The 16,007-nt window shown below is 64.6% G+C and carries 15 protein-coding genes; 5 read left to right on the forward strand and 10 right to left on the reverse strand.

Annotated features, from left to right (window positions below):
- Positions 1–225: 225 nt before the first annotated feature.
- Complete coding sequence (locus tag ACX80W_RS11105; RefSeq protein ID WP_459283218.1) at positions 226–1,152, forward strand: ApeA N-terminal domain 1-containing protein; 927 nt, start codon at positions 226–228, stop codon at positions 1,150–1,152.
- A 17-nt stretch (positions 1,153–1,169) separates the two neighbouring features.
- Positions 1,170–1,661: a hypothetical protein gene (locus tag ACX80W_RS11110; RefSeq protein ID WP_459283220.1), complete on the forward strand. Its 492-nt coding sequence runs from the start codon at positions 1,170–1,172 to the stop codon at positions 1,659–1,661.
- 565 nt (positions 1,662–2,226) lie between these two features.
- Here the strand turns inward: ACX80W_RS11110 and ACX80W_RS11115 are convergent.
- The gene (locus tag ACX80W_RS11115) at positions 2,227–2,664 is read right to left on the reverse strand and encodes a GNAT family N-acetyltransferase (RefSeq protein ID WP_459283222.1); all 438 of its coding nucleotides are present in this window, start codon (positions 2,662–2,664) and stop codon (positions 2,227–2,229) included.
- A gap of 23 nt (positions 2,665–2,687) precedes the next feature.
- Positions 2,688–3,116 (reverse strand): rhodanese-like domain-containing protein, encoded by a 429-nt coding sequence (locus ACX80W_RS11120; RefSeq protein WP_459283224.1) that lies wholly within the window; start codon positions 3,114–3,116, stop codon positions 2,688–2,690.
- Positions 3,117–3,227: 111 nt separating this feature from the next.
- Between ACX80W_RS11120 and ACX80W_RS11125 the strand changes: the two genes are divergently transcribed.
- On the forward strand, positions 3,228–3,668 hold the full coding sequence (locus ACX80W_RS11125; protein WP_459283226.1) for an Lrp/AsnC family transcriptional regulator: 441 nt from the start codon (positions 3,228–3,230) through the stop codon (positions 3,666–3,668).
- 99 nt (positions 3,669–3,767) lie between these two features.
- Here ACX80W_RS11125 and ACX80W_RS11130 read toward each other — a convergent pair whose 3' ends face one another.
- The 5 genes from ACX80W_RS11130 to ACX80W_RS11150 form a co-directional block, all read right to left on the reverse strand.
- Positions 3,768–4,313 (reverse strand): hypothetical protein, encoded by a 546-nt coding sequence (locus tag ACX80W_RS11130; RefSeq protein ID WP_459283228.1) that lies wholly within the window; start codon positions 4,311–4,313, stop codon positions 3,768–3,770.
- Positions 4,310–4,627, reverse strand: coding sequence for a hypothetical protein (locus ACX80W_RS11135; protein WP_459283230.1), 318 nt, complete (start codon positions 4,625–4,627; stop codon positions 4,310–4,312). The genes ACX80W_RS11130 and ACX80W_RS11135 overlap by 4 nt, the downstream gene beginning before the upstream one ends.
- Before the next feature lie 197 nt (positions 4,628–4,824).
- On the reverse strand, positions 4,825–6,093 hold the full coding sequence (locus tag ACX80W_RS11140; RefSeq protein WP_459283232.1) for an RNA polymerase sigma factor: 1,269 nt from the start codon (positions 6,091–6,093) through the stop codon (positions 4,825–4,827).
- 16 nt (positions 6,094–6,109) lie between these two features.
- Entirely contained in the window at positions 6,110–6,457 is a 348-nt protein-coding gene (locus ACX80W_RS11145) for a YciI family protein (protein WP_459283234.1), read from the reverse strand.
- Positions 6,458–6,609: 152 nt separating this feature from the next.
- Entirely contained in the window at positions 6,610–6,756 is a 147-nt protein-coding gene (locus ACX80W_RS11150) for a winged helix DNA-binding protein (RefSeq protein ID WP_459283236.1), read from the reverse strand.
- 717 nt (positions 6,757–7,473) lie between these two features.
- Between ACX80W_RS11150 and ACX80W_RS11155 the strand changes: the two genes are divergently transcribed.
- Positions 7,474–7,977: a winged helix-turn-helix transcriptional regulator gene (locus ACX80W_RS11155; RefSeq protein ID WP_459283345.1), complete on the forward strand. Its 504-nt coding sequence runs from the start codon at positions 7,474–7,476 to the stop codon at positions 7,975–7,977.
- Complete coding sequence (locus ACX80W_RS11160; protein ID WP_459283238.1) at positions 7,970–8,662, forward strand: 4'-phosphopantetheinyl transferase family protein; 693 nt, start codon at positions 7,970–7,972, stop codon at positions 8,660–8,662. Before ACX80W_RS11155 ends, ACX80W_RS11160 begins: the two co-directional genes overlap by 8 nt.
- 138 nt (positions 8,663–8,800) lie before the next feature.
- Here the strand turns inward: ACX80W_RS11160 and ACX80W_RS11165 are convergent, their stop codons facing one another.
- From ACX80W_RS11165 to ACX80W_RS11175, 3 genes are all read right to left on the reverse strand, one after another.
- The gene (locus ACX80W_RS11165; protein ID WP_459283239.1) at positions 8,801–10,168 is read right to left on the reverse strand and encodes a M1 family metallopeptidase; all 1,368 of its coding nucleotides are present in this window, start codon (positions 10,166–10,168) and stop codon (positions 8,801–8,803) included.
- Between the two features lie 41 nt (positions 10,169–10,209).
- Entirely contained in the window at positions 10,210–14,142 is a 3,933-nt protein-coding gene (locus ACX80W_RS11170; protein WP_459283241.1) for a Pls/PosA family non-ribosomal peptide synthetase, read from the reverse strand.
- A 313-nt stretch (positions 14,143–14,455) separates the two neighbouring features.
- On the reverse strand, positions 14,456–15,976 hold the full coding sequence (locus ACX80W_RS11175; protein WP_459283243.1) for a CYTH and CHAD domain-containing protein: 1,521 nt from the start codon (positions 15,974–15,976) through the stop codon (positions 14,456–14,458).
- Positions 15,977–16,007: the final 31 nt, after the last annotated feature.

Here is a 16,007-nt window from a genome sequence, read left to right on the forward strand (position 1 = left end):
ATAGATGTAGCAAATACGTTCAATTTCGGTACAACGATGAGAGCTACCGTTGGGCCTGCAATGCGGCGGAGCCCGAGTTGTTGGGAACGAATCCGATCGGACCCCGCCGATGCTATGAAGCGGCAGCACGTCAGAGAGAACGCATATGCTCGCTAGACAGCAGCGGAAGACGTTGACTGTGAACTGGGCGCAGCAATGTACCGTCGAAGCTGAAGGAGTGCAGCAGTGCAGAATCGAGGTTTCAACCAAGGAGACTCATTACCCGGACTGCTTATAGACGGCATTGAGGAATCTCCATGGGTCACCGGCGTCCTTACCTTCGAAGCTGTACAAGGGATTACCCTTTCGATCCCCTTCCTGCGAGGATCTGATCAGTTCAGCACTGTCTCGGGGTGGGTAAGTACGAATACCTGTCCACCAAACCTTGTGCTCTTGACAGGTAGTGGAAGGTTCAGCCTTCATGGATGCCGGGTGGGATCTTCTTCCGTCAACTTTGGAGGATCAGGATTCTCAACACTGCAAATAGTCCCGCATGAAGTTGTCTATAAGGACCGCGACGGAGATTTTGAGGACGAACTACTAGTCACGGAACTACGTTCACACATCGACGGCCTCGCAGAGTGGACCAATTTTGCAGCTACCTCTTACTCAGTCACTCGAGGTGACGACGATCGAGTCAAGCAGCTGAACGTAGAAGTGAAGGCGGGTGATCTGATTGAGTGGCGTCACGGCGATGCCCACTACCAACTAAGTACCGACTGGAGAACAGACGAAAGCGAGCCGGGATTTCGGGTCCGCGAGTGGGTCTGCTTAACCACTAAGTTCCCCACTCCCCGATCATCCTCAGAACATCTTGAACACCAGCGCAAGGTCAGCAACTTACTGGCGTTGATGTTCGGAGTGCGCGCCTCATTCCGCCGCCACGAGATCAGAGATCCCCGCTTCAATCAGAAGGTGCTCTCCGGCGACATAGTAGACGTTCCTTTGATCGTCCTGGTGAACGAGAACACGGCCAGCGACCACAGCCGTCCAAACCAGAAGTTTAAGGATCCCCTCGCCACTGTTACTGGCCTTGGCACAAAAGGCTTGAACGCTTTTTCTCGGCCTACGAAGAGTGGAACCGCGTCATACACCCTGCCGCTGGGACTATGAGCCGATCGGAGGCTTACGTGGAAGATCACATCGTCAACGCCTCTGTAAGTCTTGAAGCAGCAGGTCGTCTTCTCGGGCAGACGGAGGGAGAAAGCGAGACATACAAACCGGGAAGCACTCACCCGACGACAGCGACGTTCGTCTACAGGAGCATCACAGCCGTCGGTGTTGATTGGTCCGAACTAAGTACCTCAAACCTCCACTTAGCGCGAGCAATCGCCAGCAACTACAACGACGTCAAACACCCCAGCCGAGGAGCAATGCCTCCCGCCGAGCACACATACGTAGCTGGAAAAGTTGCACTAATGATCGTCCGTCTACTCACACTTCGTTTAGCCGACCCAACATTGACGTCGGTGAAGGCGTATGGAGACAGCCACGCTTTCAAGCAGTACAAAAGAAACGTCCGAGGTATGGGCGTGTTTGCCGGTTCGCTAGGTAAATTCGAGGACGTCCCAGACGTACAAGCAGACCGGGGATGGTTCTGGTTCGTTGGAGCTAGTGGTTAGGGTTTGCCGACGTATTCCTAACCGAACCAGATGCTCCCTGCTTGCTGGCATGGTAGAAAAATGCCACAGCGAGTTCGGGTGGAACTGATCGATGACCTCAACGGTGCGTAAGCACAAGGTCCAAGGGCGATGCGGGCGGTTCGCCCTTCTCCCCGTCGACCTCACTCATCAAAGGTCATCGAATGCGTTGTTGAGGACTTGGGAGGTGAGACACGTTGCTGAGACCGCCGCGATGTGAGCAGCTCGACGAGTGCTGTGGTCATCGACCGTCGCAGAGCTCGACCGCACGTCTGGTCAAAGGATCCTTTGCTTGGACTGCGGATGACCGGGCTACAGCCCGCCCGGACGTCCATATGTCTGGCCCCCGCCGGCTACTTTCTCGAGGAAGTCGGATCGGCAATAACGGAAAAATCGGGCCCATAACCAGAACCGTGTTCGAGGGAATGACCGACTTGTGGCGCTGGGGCTCTGCGAGCGGGTCAATCCGTCCGGTATGGGTGGTGAGACTCAGCCGGTCAACGCACCAGCTGAGTACCACCACAGGTCCTGGCTTCGCGCGAGGCGTTCATAAGGTTGGCAGTACCAGCGTGAAACGCTCCTTGGGCTGATGCGTAGCTCCTACCCGTTCGTAGAACTGGATTGCTCGGGTGTTCCACGTTGGGGTTTGCCAGTGCAATTCTCCGTATCCATGGGTCAAGACTTCGGTCACGACTGTGTCGATGAGCAGGCGACCGATACCACTACCGCGATGCGTGTCTGCGACATAGAGGCAGTCGAGGTGTGCGAAGGACTCGCCCTTCCAGGTGGCAATGTCAGTCGTGATCGAGGCGTACCCGACAGGCTCATCCCCGGTGTGGGCAACAAAGATGATGATGCTTCCCGCACCGATGAACCCGATGGTTTTGTCCACCCAATCCGTGGGAAGGATGACGCCACTTCGCTCATACTTGATGTGGGCCTCGACCAGAGGGCGAATTGTGGTGCACTCCTCGATCGTAATCACTCTTGTAATTGATATCGGAGCTTTCATGCCGAAGCGGCAGTGGGTGCGGCGAGTGGGTCGGGTGAGCGGCGCCCGCGGCCGTTATCGCTCATGGTCGCAAGTCCCTCACGCGCCCAGTACTCGAAACCACCGATGAGTTCGCGCACATTCGTGTAGCCCATAGCCGCGAGGATCAACGCACCGCGCGTGCTGCCGTTGCAGCCCGGCCCCCAGCAGTAGACGACGATCGCAGTATCCAGCTCGGGAGCAACCTCTCCGATACGTGTATTGAGGTCTGCGTTTGGGATGTGGACGGCGCCGGGAATGCGGCCCTGGCCCCAGGAAGCGGGTGAGCGGGTGTCGATCACGGTGGGAGGGAGACCGGCTGCCCGCTCAGCTACAAGGTCCGAAGGATCAATCTCATAGGCAAGTTTGGTGGCAAAAAATTCAGCGGCCGAAAGTGGAGTAGACATACATCTATCGAACCGTTCTCGGCGCCTCTGAGGAACAGCACTTCAAGGCACTTGAACCATTTTGGACCGCAATCTGACGGTATATTCGACAATATGCCCTCGAATCCACGGATGGACCTCGATACCACCGATCACACGATTATCAAGCACCTGCAGCTAGATGGCCGGGCGAGTGTTGCGCAGCTCGCCCGCAAAATTAACCTATCGCCCAGTGCGACTGGTGATCGCGTACGGCGCCTCACCGACGCCGGGATAATCACGGGCTACTCGATCACGGTGGACCCCGAAGCCCTCGGATACAACGTGACGGCGTTCGTTCGATTGGCTTACCCCACCGGCAACTACAAGCCCTTTCACGACCTGGTCGACTCGCTCCCCGAAATCATTGAGGCGCACCACGTCACCGGCGCCGACTGCTTCATCATCAAGGTACTTGCGCGTTCCATGCGCGACCTTGAACGCATTACGGGCAGGCTCGCCACCCTCGGCGGCATCACCACCAGCGTCGTCTACTCAAGCCCAATACCCTCCCGACACATCACCCCTGCCTGACCTACTTCACCGACGCCATAGTGCTCTTGATCTCACCGGTGAAGCCCCATCTAGTCAGAAAGAACAATGGCTGTCGCATGGTTGCTCCCCGGTGCTGGGTCAAACTTTCGGGGCATTCCCGTCAACCGAACCTTTGCTAAGACAGACACGAGTGTCCTCACGACATTCTCCATTGGCATTCACGGCGATCAGTCCTCGTTCATACAGGCTGTCGCAACCGAGTAGGCAGATCAGCATGGCCACAGATGCGAAGTCTTTGCGTTCCTCTTCACTACACGTCCACCGCGGTTTAATGTGTCCAGCGACGAGTAGACTTTCCGGCACCTCACGGTGGCACATCGAACACCGCAACTGTGACCCCTCAAGGAGGATGGCTCGCAGGTACTGCTGTTCCACTCGCCGCTTCGCCAGCACAAGCTTGTCCGTCTCGGTCAGGTCTGCCCCTGAGAATGGCTCTGCATAGCTGTTGATGTCCTTTTCTGGGATTTCAGTGACCTCGATGGCAGCGAGCGCCAGCAGCTTTCCAGCGGTGCTTTCCGACAGCGGCGACAGGTAGATGCCCCGCTTCAACCCTCCATGCTTGTTGAGCGGACCGGTGCCACCGGGCTCGATGAACGACAGGTCTTTCAGCCGGTCTATTCTCAAGCCGCTGGCAAGCGGTTCGACCAGGACGAGCCAGCCTTCGTCTTTTCGGTTCCGCTTTCTCTGTCCTGGTAGCCAGGGGGACGATAGGTGATGGCGGGTTCGCTGACAATGGTGCTGACCGTTCGGATGAACTGACCGTCGCAGTGGAACACGATGTCGCCCCGACGCGTGTTCCCAAGGGCGGCGGAGCCTGCTCGACTAGCCCCCTTCGCGTCGAAGAAATTAGTCCACAAAGTTCCTTCCACCCGCTCGAAGTTGTTGGACTGATTTGCCCACCAATAGTTGGTCACTTCGTCGCACCCTCGGCTGGTCATCGGTGAAAGGGTATCCGGCTCGTCACGATTTGTCGGGATGCCATGCTGAGGTGAGGGTCATACCGCCGTCCGGATGGCACGTATGCACAATCTCCCATTAAGAACGAAGAGGAAGCTTGATCTTTATCGTCCGTTGGGCTGCTTTTACTTATTCCAGGCCTGCCACCTCCGAAGTCATAGGGGGGAGGCATCCGGTGTCACCCGTCCTCCACCACCATGTGCAGCCGGTTCTCGAGGAAGGCACGCTCGACGGTATTGTCGGTCAGCAGCAGCGCCTCGGTGTAGGCCAGGCGCGCCTCACGCGTCCGCCCGAGCCGCCGGAGCAGATCCGCCCGCGCAGCCGGCAGGTAGCCGTACCCGGCGAGTTGCGGTTCCCCGGAGAGGGCATCGAGGGCGGCCAGGCCGGCAGCAGGACCGAGAGCGAACCCGACGGCCACGGCACGGTTGAGCGCCACCACCGGAGAGGGCCACAGCTCCACCAGCACGTCGTACAGGGCGAGTACCTCCCGCCAGTCGGTCTCCTGCCAGCTGGGCGACTCCGCGTGCACGGCCGCGATCGCTGCCTGCAGCGCGTACCGCGACGGCGGCCGGGCACCCAACGCCTCCCGGACAAGGATCACGCCCTCGGCGATGGCGGCGCGGTCCCAGCGCATCCGGTCCTGCTCCTCCAGCAGCAGCAGTCGTCCCTCGGGTGTGGTGCGGGTGTCGCGGCGTGCATCGGTGAGCAGGAGCAGGGCCAGCAGGCCTGCCACGGAGGGATCGTGCGGCAGCAGCTGACGCAGCATGCGGCAGAGCTCGAATGATCGTTCCACGAGGTCGCGGCGCACCAGTTCGTCCCCGGCAGGGGCGGTATGACCGGTGGTGAACAGGCTGTGTATCACCAGGAGCACGGCGTCGACCCTGCCCGGCAGGTCAGCTACCGAAGGCACCCGGTAAGGGATACGGGCAACGGCGATTTTCTTCTTCGCCCGGGTGATGCGCGCGGCCATCGCCGCCTCGCTGACCAGGAAGGCCCGCCCCACTTCAGCAGTGGACATGCCGCACAGCAGCCGCAGCGTCAGGGCGACCTGGGCGGCACGGTCCAGCGCCGGATGGCAGCATGTCACCACCAGACGCAACCGGTCATCAGGGATCGATGCCGCCTCACCGCCGTCGACGGTGTCTTCGGGACCGGGTTCAGCCTCGTCCTCGACCAGCAGGGGAAGATACCTGGCCTCGACCTGCCGGTGGCGCAGCACGTTGAGCGCCCGGCGTCGGGCCACGGTGGTCAGCCAGGCCCCGGGGCGGGAGGGCACACCGGTGCGGCGCCAGTCCGTGAGCGCGGAGGCGAAGGCGTCCTGCACGCACTCCTCGGCGAGGTCGAGGTCGCGGGTGACGCGCACCGTCGCTGCGAGCACGAGGGCCCACTCGCGGCGGTGCGCGTCGGCGACGGCGACCGAAACCTTGGACGTGTCCTGACTGGTCATCCCGTCCGGCCTGAACTCAGCCGCCGAAGTCGATGACGGGCCGGACCTCGACGCCGCCGAAGCGGGCCGGAACGGTCTTGGCGACGGCCAGTGCCGTGTCCAGATCCGGGGCGTCGATAAGGTAGTAGCCGCCCAGGGCCTCCTTGGTCTCGACGAACGGGCCATCGGTCACCTCGGACCCGCCGCGGACGCTGGTGGCCGTTGTGGTCGGGTGCAGCCACGCTGCGGAAACCATGCTGGCGCCCAGCGCAGGCACGCCGTTGGCGAAGGCATCGTGCTCACGCATGATCTCCTCCATCAGACCGGACGGCGCCTCGGCGTACGAGGTCTCGGTTTCGTAGATCAGGATCATGTACTGGGACATAGCTGTTCCTCTCGGTCATCGGGGATCGGTTCTCGACCCCTCTACTTATACGACACGCGGGGTCCGGCCACATCGACAGTGATTCGAGAATTTGTGAGATCAGGTCACGAACGTCCCGGTGGCCGACTGACCAATGCGCCACGGCCCTGCGACTACTCCTGGGCCTCTGCGAGCTCCCCTGGAGTGACGGGCCCGCCGGCGCGGGCGAGCAGGAACAGGATGTCCAACTGGGTCCGGGTGAGCGCCGTCCCCCCAAAGGGCGCGGACCGTGGGCCCGCCATCGCCCGGGAGAGACGCACAATCCTGTCCAGGATCGTGCTGACCTGACGTTCCCGCCCGGGGAGGGGGGGTGAGGCCGTGCGTGCTCACGTGCTCACAAACGGCATCTGTCGGACATACGTACGGTCCTCGGCCTGGGTGAGGATGAAGTCGGCCAGATCATCCCGGCTGATCTGCGTCGACGCGTCAACTCCGACACGCTGCAGCTGTGGCCATATGACGGGGGCTAAGGGCAAGGAGGATAGCCAGCCAAAAACCTCACGACAGTTATGTAGCTACACCCCCACTCCCCGATGAAGTAGTAAGAAAGCTCAACCCGGGCTTCGCGCAAGAAAGGCGGCACCCACCCCTAGGAAAGCCCCAAAACAGCCACCAAAACCGGCACCCGGACCGCAGAATTGGGCCGGCTGTCCACAGTCAGAGAGCAAAAGGGCCTCTGACTAGGGGAAACATGTGCCCGAAGTGGGACTCGAACCGGACTCCAGGCCTTCGAAATCCGCCACTTTCCCGAAAACATCCCCAATCGGGCTCAATCCGGCTCCGGCATAGCCCAGTCCGAGCCCCAAAGGGTGGACACTGTCCACACCCCACTTCTCCCGACCAGAGGCCTTTCCGGCCATGCACGCCCCGCCCGCGCGCCTACCGCGTCAAGGTGATGGGCAAGATCATGCAGTATTTGGCGGGGACCTCCCGGTAGGCTGATGTTGATGGCTGACCGGTGCTCGATCGCGGACGCGATGACTCTCCGCGCGGGACGCTGGGCCGTACTGGTGTTGCGGGAACTGGACTACGGCGGGCGCCGGTTCAGCAAGATCCTCACTGCGAGGGGGGCACCGCGGGACATGATCACCACCAGGCTGCAGGAACTGGCGCACGCCGGACTGATCCGCCGCGAACAGTACTCACAGCACCCCCCGCGGGACGAGTATCACCTGACACCGGCCGGCGAGGGACTCGGCCCAATCCTCATGTTCCTCGCCGCGTGGGGGAAAAAATGGGGTGAATACTCTGACCTGACCGCGCCGTTCGACTTCCGGCACGCGGATCATCACCTCAGCGGCGGCGGGCCTGCGCACAGTGCAGGGTCATCGTGGAACCGGGCAGCGTCTCAGCCCGGTCCGATCTCGGTCTGGAGGCCGGTGATGTCCCGCTGGGCCATTAGCCGTGGGAACAAACGGGCGGCGCTTGACAGGTCCCGTGGCTCATCCACCGATGTGCGGCGGGCCGGCGGTTGTGGCTGAGGCTTCAGCGACACCATCCCTGATCCCGAACCTCGTCCCGACCGATGTCATGGCAGAGGAGGCCTTCACCGACGCGTCCGCGGTGGAGCTCTATCCGGAGGAGGAAGCGGTTCTCGAAAACGCCCTGGACGAGCGGCGCCGCGAATTTGCGACGGTTCGGCTCTGTGCCCGCCGGGCTCTCTCGCGGCTCGGCATTGAGCCCGGCCCTCTTGTGCCGGGGGTGCAGCGTGCACCGCTCTGGCCGGTCGGCGTGGTGGGGAGCATCACTCACTGTGAGGGGTACCGGGCTGCGGCTGTAGGCCGCGTTTCTTCCGTCGCCTCTGTCGGGATTGACGCCGAACCTCACATGCCTTTGCCCGACGGCGTACTGGGGGTGATAAGCCGTGAGGAAGAGAGAAGCGCGATCGCCTCCCTCTCGATGTCACGTCCGGCCATTGCCTGGGACCGGCTCCTCTTCAGCGCGAAGGAGAGCGTGTTCAAGGCATGGTTCCCTCTGACCGGACAATGGCTCGATTTCACCGACTGCGCAATAACATTGCAGCCCGATGAGTTCACCTTCACCGCAGCTCTTCGAGTTCCGGGTCCGGTGGTGAAGGGAAGACGGCGCAATACTTTCCCCGGGCGATGGTCGAGTTCCGGAGCGCTGGGCCGAGGCCATCTCGGAACGGCCGTTACCATCCAGTGACGCCAGCTTTACCGGTGGCGGCGTGCAGCGCGGGTTCCGGGCACTTGGCTGGGGCCGCTCGAACGACCTAGCCTCACGGCGGGTTCCCCGCAGGGGCCGTGGGAAGGATTCCAGCCGGAGCGTACGCGGAGGAGCGCCCTAAAGTGCAGGCAGCGGCAGCCGGTACAGCCAGGGAGTGAGGATGGTGCGGGCATCGAAGCCCGGGACGGCACCGCAGATCCGGTCGGCGGTGCCGCACAGGGCACTGGTTGTTACTGATCCGAAGCGGTGTTCCTCGGTCCAGGCTCGGAGGAAACTGAAGAACGGCCCGTCCCCGGCGGCCCGGCGGAGGGCGTGGACCGCGAGGGCGCCTCGTTTGTAGACCCGGTCATCGAACATGCTCTCTGGCCCCGGATCGCCCACCATGAGGTCCTGCGGGCTCACCGACAGCCCACGCCATGCGGCCCCGGCCCGGTCCGCTGCCGTGGAGTTCCCGGAGGCCTCGGACCAAAGCCACTCCGCGTAGCAGGCGAATCCTTCGTGGAGCCAGATGTCGGACCACGTGGTGGCGGTCAGTGAGTTCCCGAACCATTGGTGGGCCAGTTCATGGGCGATGAGACGCTGGGATTCCCAGTCCTGGGTGAGGTGGTTGGGCCCAAGGACGGACAGGGACTGGGCTTCGAGCGGGATTTCGAGTTCGTCGCCGGCCACGACGACGGTGTAGGTGGGGAACGGGTAGGGCCCAAAAAAGATCTGGAAGCTTTCCATCATCTCCCCCTGGCGCGCCAGGGCCGTCTGGGCTTTGGCCATGAGGGCCGGCGGTGCGCCCAGGTACTGAAGGACAGGCCGGCGCCCGTCCCGCCCGCCTGCCCGGTGGTCCGTCGTGTCGGCGGGGAACGTCAGGGTCCGCAGGTCATAGCGGCCGATCTGCACGGTCGCGAGGTAGCTGGCCATGGGTTCCGGCTGGTCGAAAACCCAGGTTTCTCGGCTGGCTCTGGCGGAGTGGGAGACCAGGACGCCGTTGCAGATAACCCGGTAGTTGGCGTCGGTGGTGATCGTGTATCCGAAGCTGGCCTTCTGGCCCGGATGGTCGTTGCAGGGGAACCAGGACGCCGCACCGGTGGGTTGCCCGGCCACCAGGACCCCGTCGGTGAGTTCTTCCCAACCGACCTCGCCCCAGTTCCCGCGCAGGGGTGCAGGGGTCCCGCCGTAGCGGATGTCGAGGCTGAACCAGGTGCCGGCCGGCAGGGGCCGCTCCGGAGTGATGATCAGCTGATCGCCGCGCTGAACGAACCGTTTCACGCGCTGCCCGGCGAGCTGGACCTTCTGCACGCGCAGCCCGGCGAGGTTCAGGACAACCGTGGCGAGTGTGATGGATGCCCGTGCCGTGATGGTGGCGTGGCCGGCGAGCCGGTTGGAACTGACCCGGTAGTCAAGGTTCAGCTCATAGCGGGAGACCCGGTAGTCCAGGCTTCCGTGGCCGGGCGTGTAGGAATCGGCGGGACCGTGGGCAGCGGTGGCTGGCATGCTCGAGGTTCCTTCAGTGGGAGCGGGCTGGCGGTCGAGGGTCACCGTGCCAGGGCTTTCGAGGCAGGGGCGGTGGGCGGCTCCGTGCCCGGCGGGGCGGTCCATGGGCTGACGGGGTTGCCGATCCAGTAGCTTCCGGCTGGAACGGTTTCGCCGCGCATGACAAGGGAAGCCGGGCCGACGGTGGCTCCGGCGCCTATCCCGGCGGCGGGCAGGATCACCCCGTGCGGGCCCATGGTGGCACCGTGGTCGAGGGTGACGGTGTCAATGCTCATGACCCGGTCGTGGAAGAGGTGGGTCTGGATGACGCACCCGCGGTTGACCGTCGAGTTCGCGCCCAGGCTGACCAGATCCGCTTCCGGAAGCCAATAGCTTTCACACCAGGCACCCGGCCCGATCCGGGCACCGAGTGCCCGAAGCCACCACACCAGGGCCGGGGTGCCGGCGGCGGCCCGGGCGAACCAGGGTGCGGTGACCATCTCGACGAAGGTGTCTACGACCTCGTTGCGCCAGATGAACGAACTCCACAGCGGATGTTCTCCCGGGCGGATCCGACCCACCAGAAGCCATTTCGCCGCGACGGAACTTCCCGCGGCGACACCGCCGGCGCCCAGAATCACCACGGGTCCGAGCAGCGCCGCGGCGGGGTACCCGTTCGACGCAGCGATCAGGTCAAGGACTGCGAGGATGCCGGCGGCGATCGCGGTGGTCAGGATAACCGGGACCGCCCGGCCCAGCTCCCAGCAGGAGCGGTAGATTTTCAGTCGAAGCGACGGGTTGAAGGTCAGGCTCTGGTCCATGTCCATCCGCGCCCGGCGTAGCCGGACCGGCGGGCTGCCCAGCCAGGATGTTCCGGACTTGGCTTTGACCGGTGTCGCGGACAGGACGGCGACAAGGGAGTTTTTCGGGACATTGCGCCCGGCCCCGGTCATGCCGGAATTGCCGAGGAAGGCCCGTTTCCCGATCCTGGCCGGGCCGATCTTCATCCAGCCGCCGCCGAGTTCGTAGGAGGCGATCATGGTGTCATCGGCCAGGAAAGCCCCGTCTCCAACCGTCGTCATGGACGGCAGGAGGAGCACGGTCGATGCTTCGACGTTCCGGCCCACCGTGGCGCCGAGGAGCCGCAGCCAGACCGGGGTGAACAGGCTGGCGTAGAGCGGAAAGAGCAGGTCCCGTGCGAGGTCCAGGAGGCGTTCGGTGGCCCAGACCCGCCAACCGGTGAGGCTGCGGACCCGATAGTGGCCAGGGGCAAGGTTGCGCCCAAGCAGCCGGACAATGGCTGCGATGAGGATCATGTTGGAGAGGAACCAGAGCAGCGCCGCCACCGGAACCGCCCACAGCAGCACGGGCCAGGAGGACCAGAGCGAGTCCTGGCCCTCGATGGCACCGGCCACGAACACGGCTCCTGCCGCGGCGGATAGGTAGGGCACGGTGGCCAGCAGTGCCGATCCGAGGGCGTAGGCGGGGAACCAGAACCGTGTACCAGGCCGTCCCGGCGGCGGGGCGGGCCAGTCGTGCTGTGCTTTGCCGAGGCGTTGTGCCGGTGAACCGGCGAACCGTTGGTCGGCCTTGACCTTGCCGGTGACCGCCGATCCGGGGGCAACCTCCGCGCCGGCTCCGATCCTTGTGCCGGGCATCAGGGTGCTGCGGGAGCCCACGGTGGCGCCCGGACCGACCCGGATGTCTCCGATGTGCACCAGGTCTCCGTCGATCCACCACCCGGAGAGGTCCACTTCGGGTTCGATCGAACATCCCGCACCCAGGCTCAGCATTCCGGTCACGGGGGGCACGGAATGCAGGTCGACGTCCTTGCCGATCTTTACCCCGAGCGCACGCGCGTAGTAAGGGATCCAGGGCGCTCCGCCGAGGCTGACTGCGCCGGAAAGGTCCGAGATCTGCTCGGCCAGCCATAGCCTCAGGTGGACCTTCCCGGAGCGCGGATAACTGCCCGGCGTGACGCCGCGCAGCAGGACCCGGGCCACCCCGGCCGAGACGGCCATCCGTCCCCACGGGCTCACGAAGACGGTCCAGGAGGCAAGCACCCACCACCAGGACACGACGGGGGCCAGCCGCAGCGCCCCCGAGGACGCGAGGAGATTGTTGATGGCCATCAGATACGTCAGCCACCGCATGGACACCAGCAGCTGCAGTGGTATTCCGGCCAGGATCTGGAATATTTGGGACTTCACCGCGGTGGGTCTGACGGTGCGTTCCGCCCCGGCGGCCGCTTCGTCACCGCCCTCCGGGTCGGACAGGCGGGCCAGTTCGGCGAGGGCGCCGAGCCGGGGGCGGGCATAGATGTCCGCGACCGTGATGGTCGGGTAGCGCACGCGCAGGGCCGAGACGAGCCTGGCCGCGGCCAGGCTCGCGCCGCCGTGGGCGAAGAAGTCGGCATCCAGGCTTTCCGGCGCCGAGCCCAGGATGTCGGCCCATTGCTGCGCGATCCATGCTGTCCGCTGATCCAGGTCCAGGCCCGGACCGGGGACCCCGGAGGGGGTCGAGTCCAGCGGCCAGGGCAGGGCGTTCCGGTCGACCTTTCCGCTGGTCTTGACCGGAAGGGATTCAACGGCGGTCAGCAGGGGGATCAGCGCCGCCGGCAGCCGATCCGCCAGCAGTTCCCGCGCACGGGCGAGATCCGGTGCGGTGCCCGGGGCGGGCGCCAGGTAGCCGATGAGGACCTGGTTGCCTGCGGCCGTGGTCTGCACCGCGGCCGCGGCGCCGTGGATGCCGGGCAGGGTCTGGAGGGCGGCATCTATCTCGCCCAGTTCGATCCGGCGCCCGCCGAGTTTGACCTGGTCGTCAGCGCGCCCGAGGAAGACCAGGCCTTCGTTTTCGTAGCGGACCAGGTCACCGCTGCGGTACGCCCGGGTCCAGCCCAGGCTGGCCATGGGCGCGTATTTCTCCGCGTCCTTTGATGCATCGAGGTATCTGGCCAGGCCCACGCCTCCGATGATCAGTTCCCCGCTCTCCCCCTCGGCCACGGGGATCCCGTCCGGGTCAACCACCGCGAGGTCCCAGCCGTCCAGGGGCAGCCCGATCCTCACCGGTCCCGCCCCGTCCATCCGGGCCGCGCACGCCACCACGGTCGCCTCGGTAGGCCCGTAGGTGTTCCAGACCTCGCGTTCCTCCACCGCGAGGCGGGCGGCCAGGTCCGGCGGGCAGGCCTCGCCGCCGAAGATCAGCAGCCGGACCGCTTCAAGCGACTCGGCCGGCCAGAGCCCGGCAAGGGTGGGAACGGTGGAGACGATGGTGATGCCGTTGCTGATCAGCCACGGGCCCAGGTCCATTCCCGTCCGGACCAGGGACCGCGGGGCCGGGACGAGGCAGGCTCCGTTGCGCCAGGCCAGCCACATTTCCTCGCAGGACGCATCAAACGCCACGGACAGCCCGGCCAGTACCCTGTCGGAGGTGTTCACGGGTTCCTCCGGGAGGAACAGGCGCGCTTCGGCGTCCACAAACGCCGACGCGGAGCGGTGAGTGACCGCCACCCCCTTCGGGGTGCCGGTGGATCCGGACGTGAAAATCACCCACGCGTCATCGTCCGGGGTTGCCTCGCGGGGCGCGGGAAAGGGCCGTAGACGGTCCGGGGAGGCGCTGATCTCGCCTGCGCGCACGATCCCGGCTACCCCTGCCTCCTCGAAGACCAGGCGGGCACGCTCGTCGGGATCGTCGGCGTCGACCGGAACGTAGGCCGCCCCGACATACAGGATTGCCAGAATCGCCACGTACAATTCATTTGTGCCGGACGGGATCCGGACGCCGACCTTGTCTCCGGCACCGATACCGGCCTCATGCAGTGCCGCGGCGTGCCGCTTCACCTCGGTGAGGAGCTCTGCGTAACTGAGCGACGCATCTCCGTCATCCAGGGCGGATGAGTCAGGAAACCGTTCTGCGGTTTCCCTCAGCACATGGACGAGGGTGCGTGGCGGAGCCGCATGGGCAGCGCGGGCCAGCTGCGGACGGAGGGCTCTCACGGTCCCATTCTGTCCGAGGACTGGCCCGGTCGGCTAATTGCCGCCCGGCGCGTCCCCCGCCCGGCACTATTGTGGCGCAGTTCCGGTGCATTGCGACGGAATGATATCCGCCGCTGCGTCTTGCCTTGGACCCCGACACCTCCCAGCTTTACATCGCGGCCCTCAGCGGGACGCATCAGACCCGGTCCCAGCAGGTACTTGTGCCGTTGGAGCAATACCTCCGAGATCGGGCGCAGTTGGTGTCGACCCCTTCCGGGCCGCGCGCTGACGTCAGGGGCGGCCCCGTTCCGAGACGTCCCTTCTTCAGGAACCGCTATTTATTCAGTGGCGGGCTCCGGAAGTTTTTCCATTCGCGGTGGAATCGAGCCTCTGCCGCCAGGGCGCGGGATTGCTCAAGGGCGTGGAGGCGGCCGAAGGTGAAGCCGTTTTCTCCGTGCCGGAACGCTTCGGTGCCGAGCCGGCGCAGCAGCTCGCGGGTGACAACGCTGTCTTGGTGGTCACCGAGGATTTTCTGCACGCCGTGAGCGGCGTCAGCCAGTTGTGCAGCCCGCGCCGGGCTGATCGGTGCTGCTGCTTCGGCGGCGTAGCGCAGGCGTTTGCCGTCCTTCCGTGCTTCGTGCAGCGCCGGATCGTCTCCGGTGCCGGCGGTATGCTTCACTGCCTCCCGGGCTGCCTTGCGCAGCCGTTTCACGTCGCGTCCGATCAGTTTTGGAATAACTTTGTGCGCGCGTCCAGAAGCCAGCGGCGTTAGTGCCGGGGCGATAATCAAGGCTTCGAGCGCGTCAAGCAGACGGAAGTACCGTTGCCCGTCCAGTGCATTGACCACGTCTGTATGTGCATTTTGGTAGTCGGCTCCGAGCTGCAGATCGATCCTGCGCACGACGGGACCCATGACCAATTCGCCGGGCTCCGACGCGACCAGATCCTTGAGCCGTTCATGCATGACTTCGGCGTCCCGGGCTTCGCCGAGAACACCGGCCAGCCACTTCAACTCCTGGCGCAGGAAATTCACCGCGTCGGCGTCGGCCAGCAGTCCGCGGTAGGTCGCCAGCACTGAGCGTATGCGCCGGGTGGCGACCCGCATTCCGTGAATCGCGGCGTGGGCGTCCAATCGCACCCGGGGGTCCTGATCCTTCAGCGCCTGGACCTGCTCCCGGAGGTAGGCAAGCAGAACGTCGGCGGCGGAAGCCTTGCGCTTGGGAGGCGACAATGCCGCGGTGCCGGGGTTCAGGTGGGGGCCCAGTGCACGGGCCAGCTTGGATCCGTGTGCGGCCGGCCGGACACCGGCGGCCGCAAGGAGCTCCTGCCCCGCATCGAGCAGTTCCCGGGATCCGTCGACGAGTTCGAACTCCCACTCCCGCCAGTGCAGGTCAGAACCTTTCGGGACGAGGACCTTTGCCCTGACCCGGTCCTCACTGAACTCGGCCAGGACACCGTCGCTCTCGCCGCGGAGGAGGTGAACGGTGCGCCGGGTCCGCAGCCGCACCACCGGAACCAGGGCCGCGTCCCTGCTGTGGACACGGATCAACCGCAGCAGCGGTTCTGGGACGCCGTCGGCCTCCACTCCCAACGGCTCTCGGTACTCACACCGTTCATCCGCGGCCAAGGGAAGCTTTAAATGCCATCCTGCGTCACCGCCGCCGGTCCGCCGCCGCAACGTGATGCGCAGCGATGCCAGGAGCAGGTCCGCGGTGTCGAAGTACGTGGCCTCAAGCCGGTGCTCCGCCGGCGGGTCCACGCGGGCAACGCCGGGCAGATGCTCCAGAGGTGGAACCGCGGTCCCGTCCCCGACGTCGTACTTCCGCTCAATTTCCACCACCGGTGTGGGATCCATAGCCGGAGTTTATCTCCGCCACCGGGGAAAT

The organism is Arthrobacter melezitosi (genome assembly GCF_054511055.1).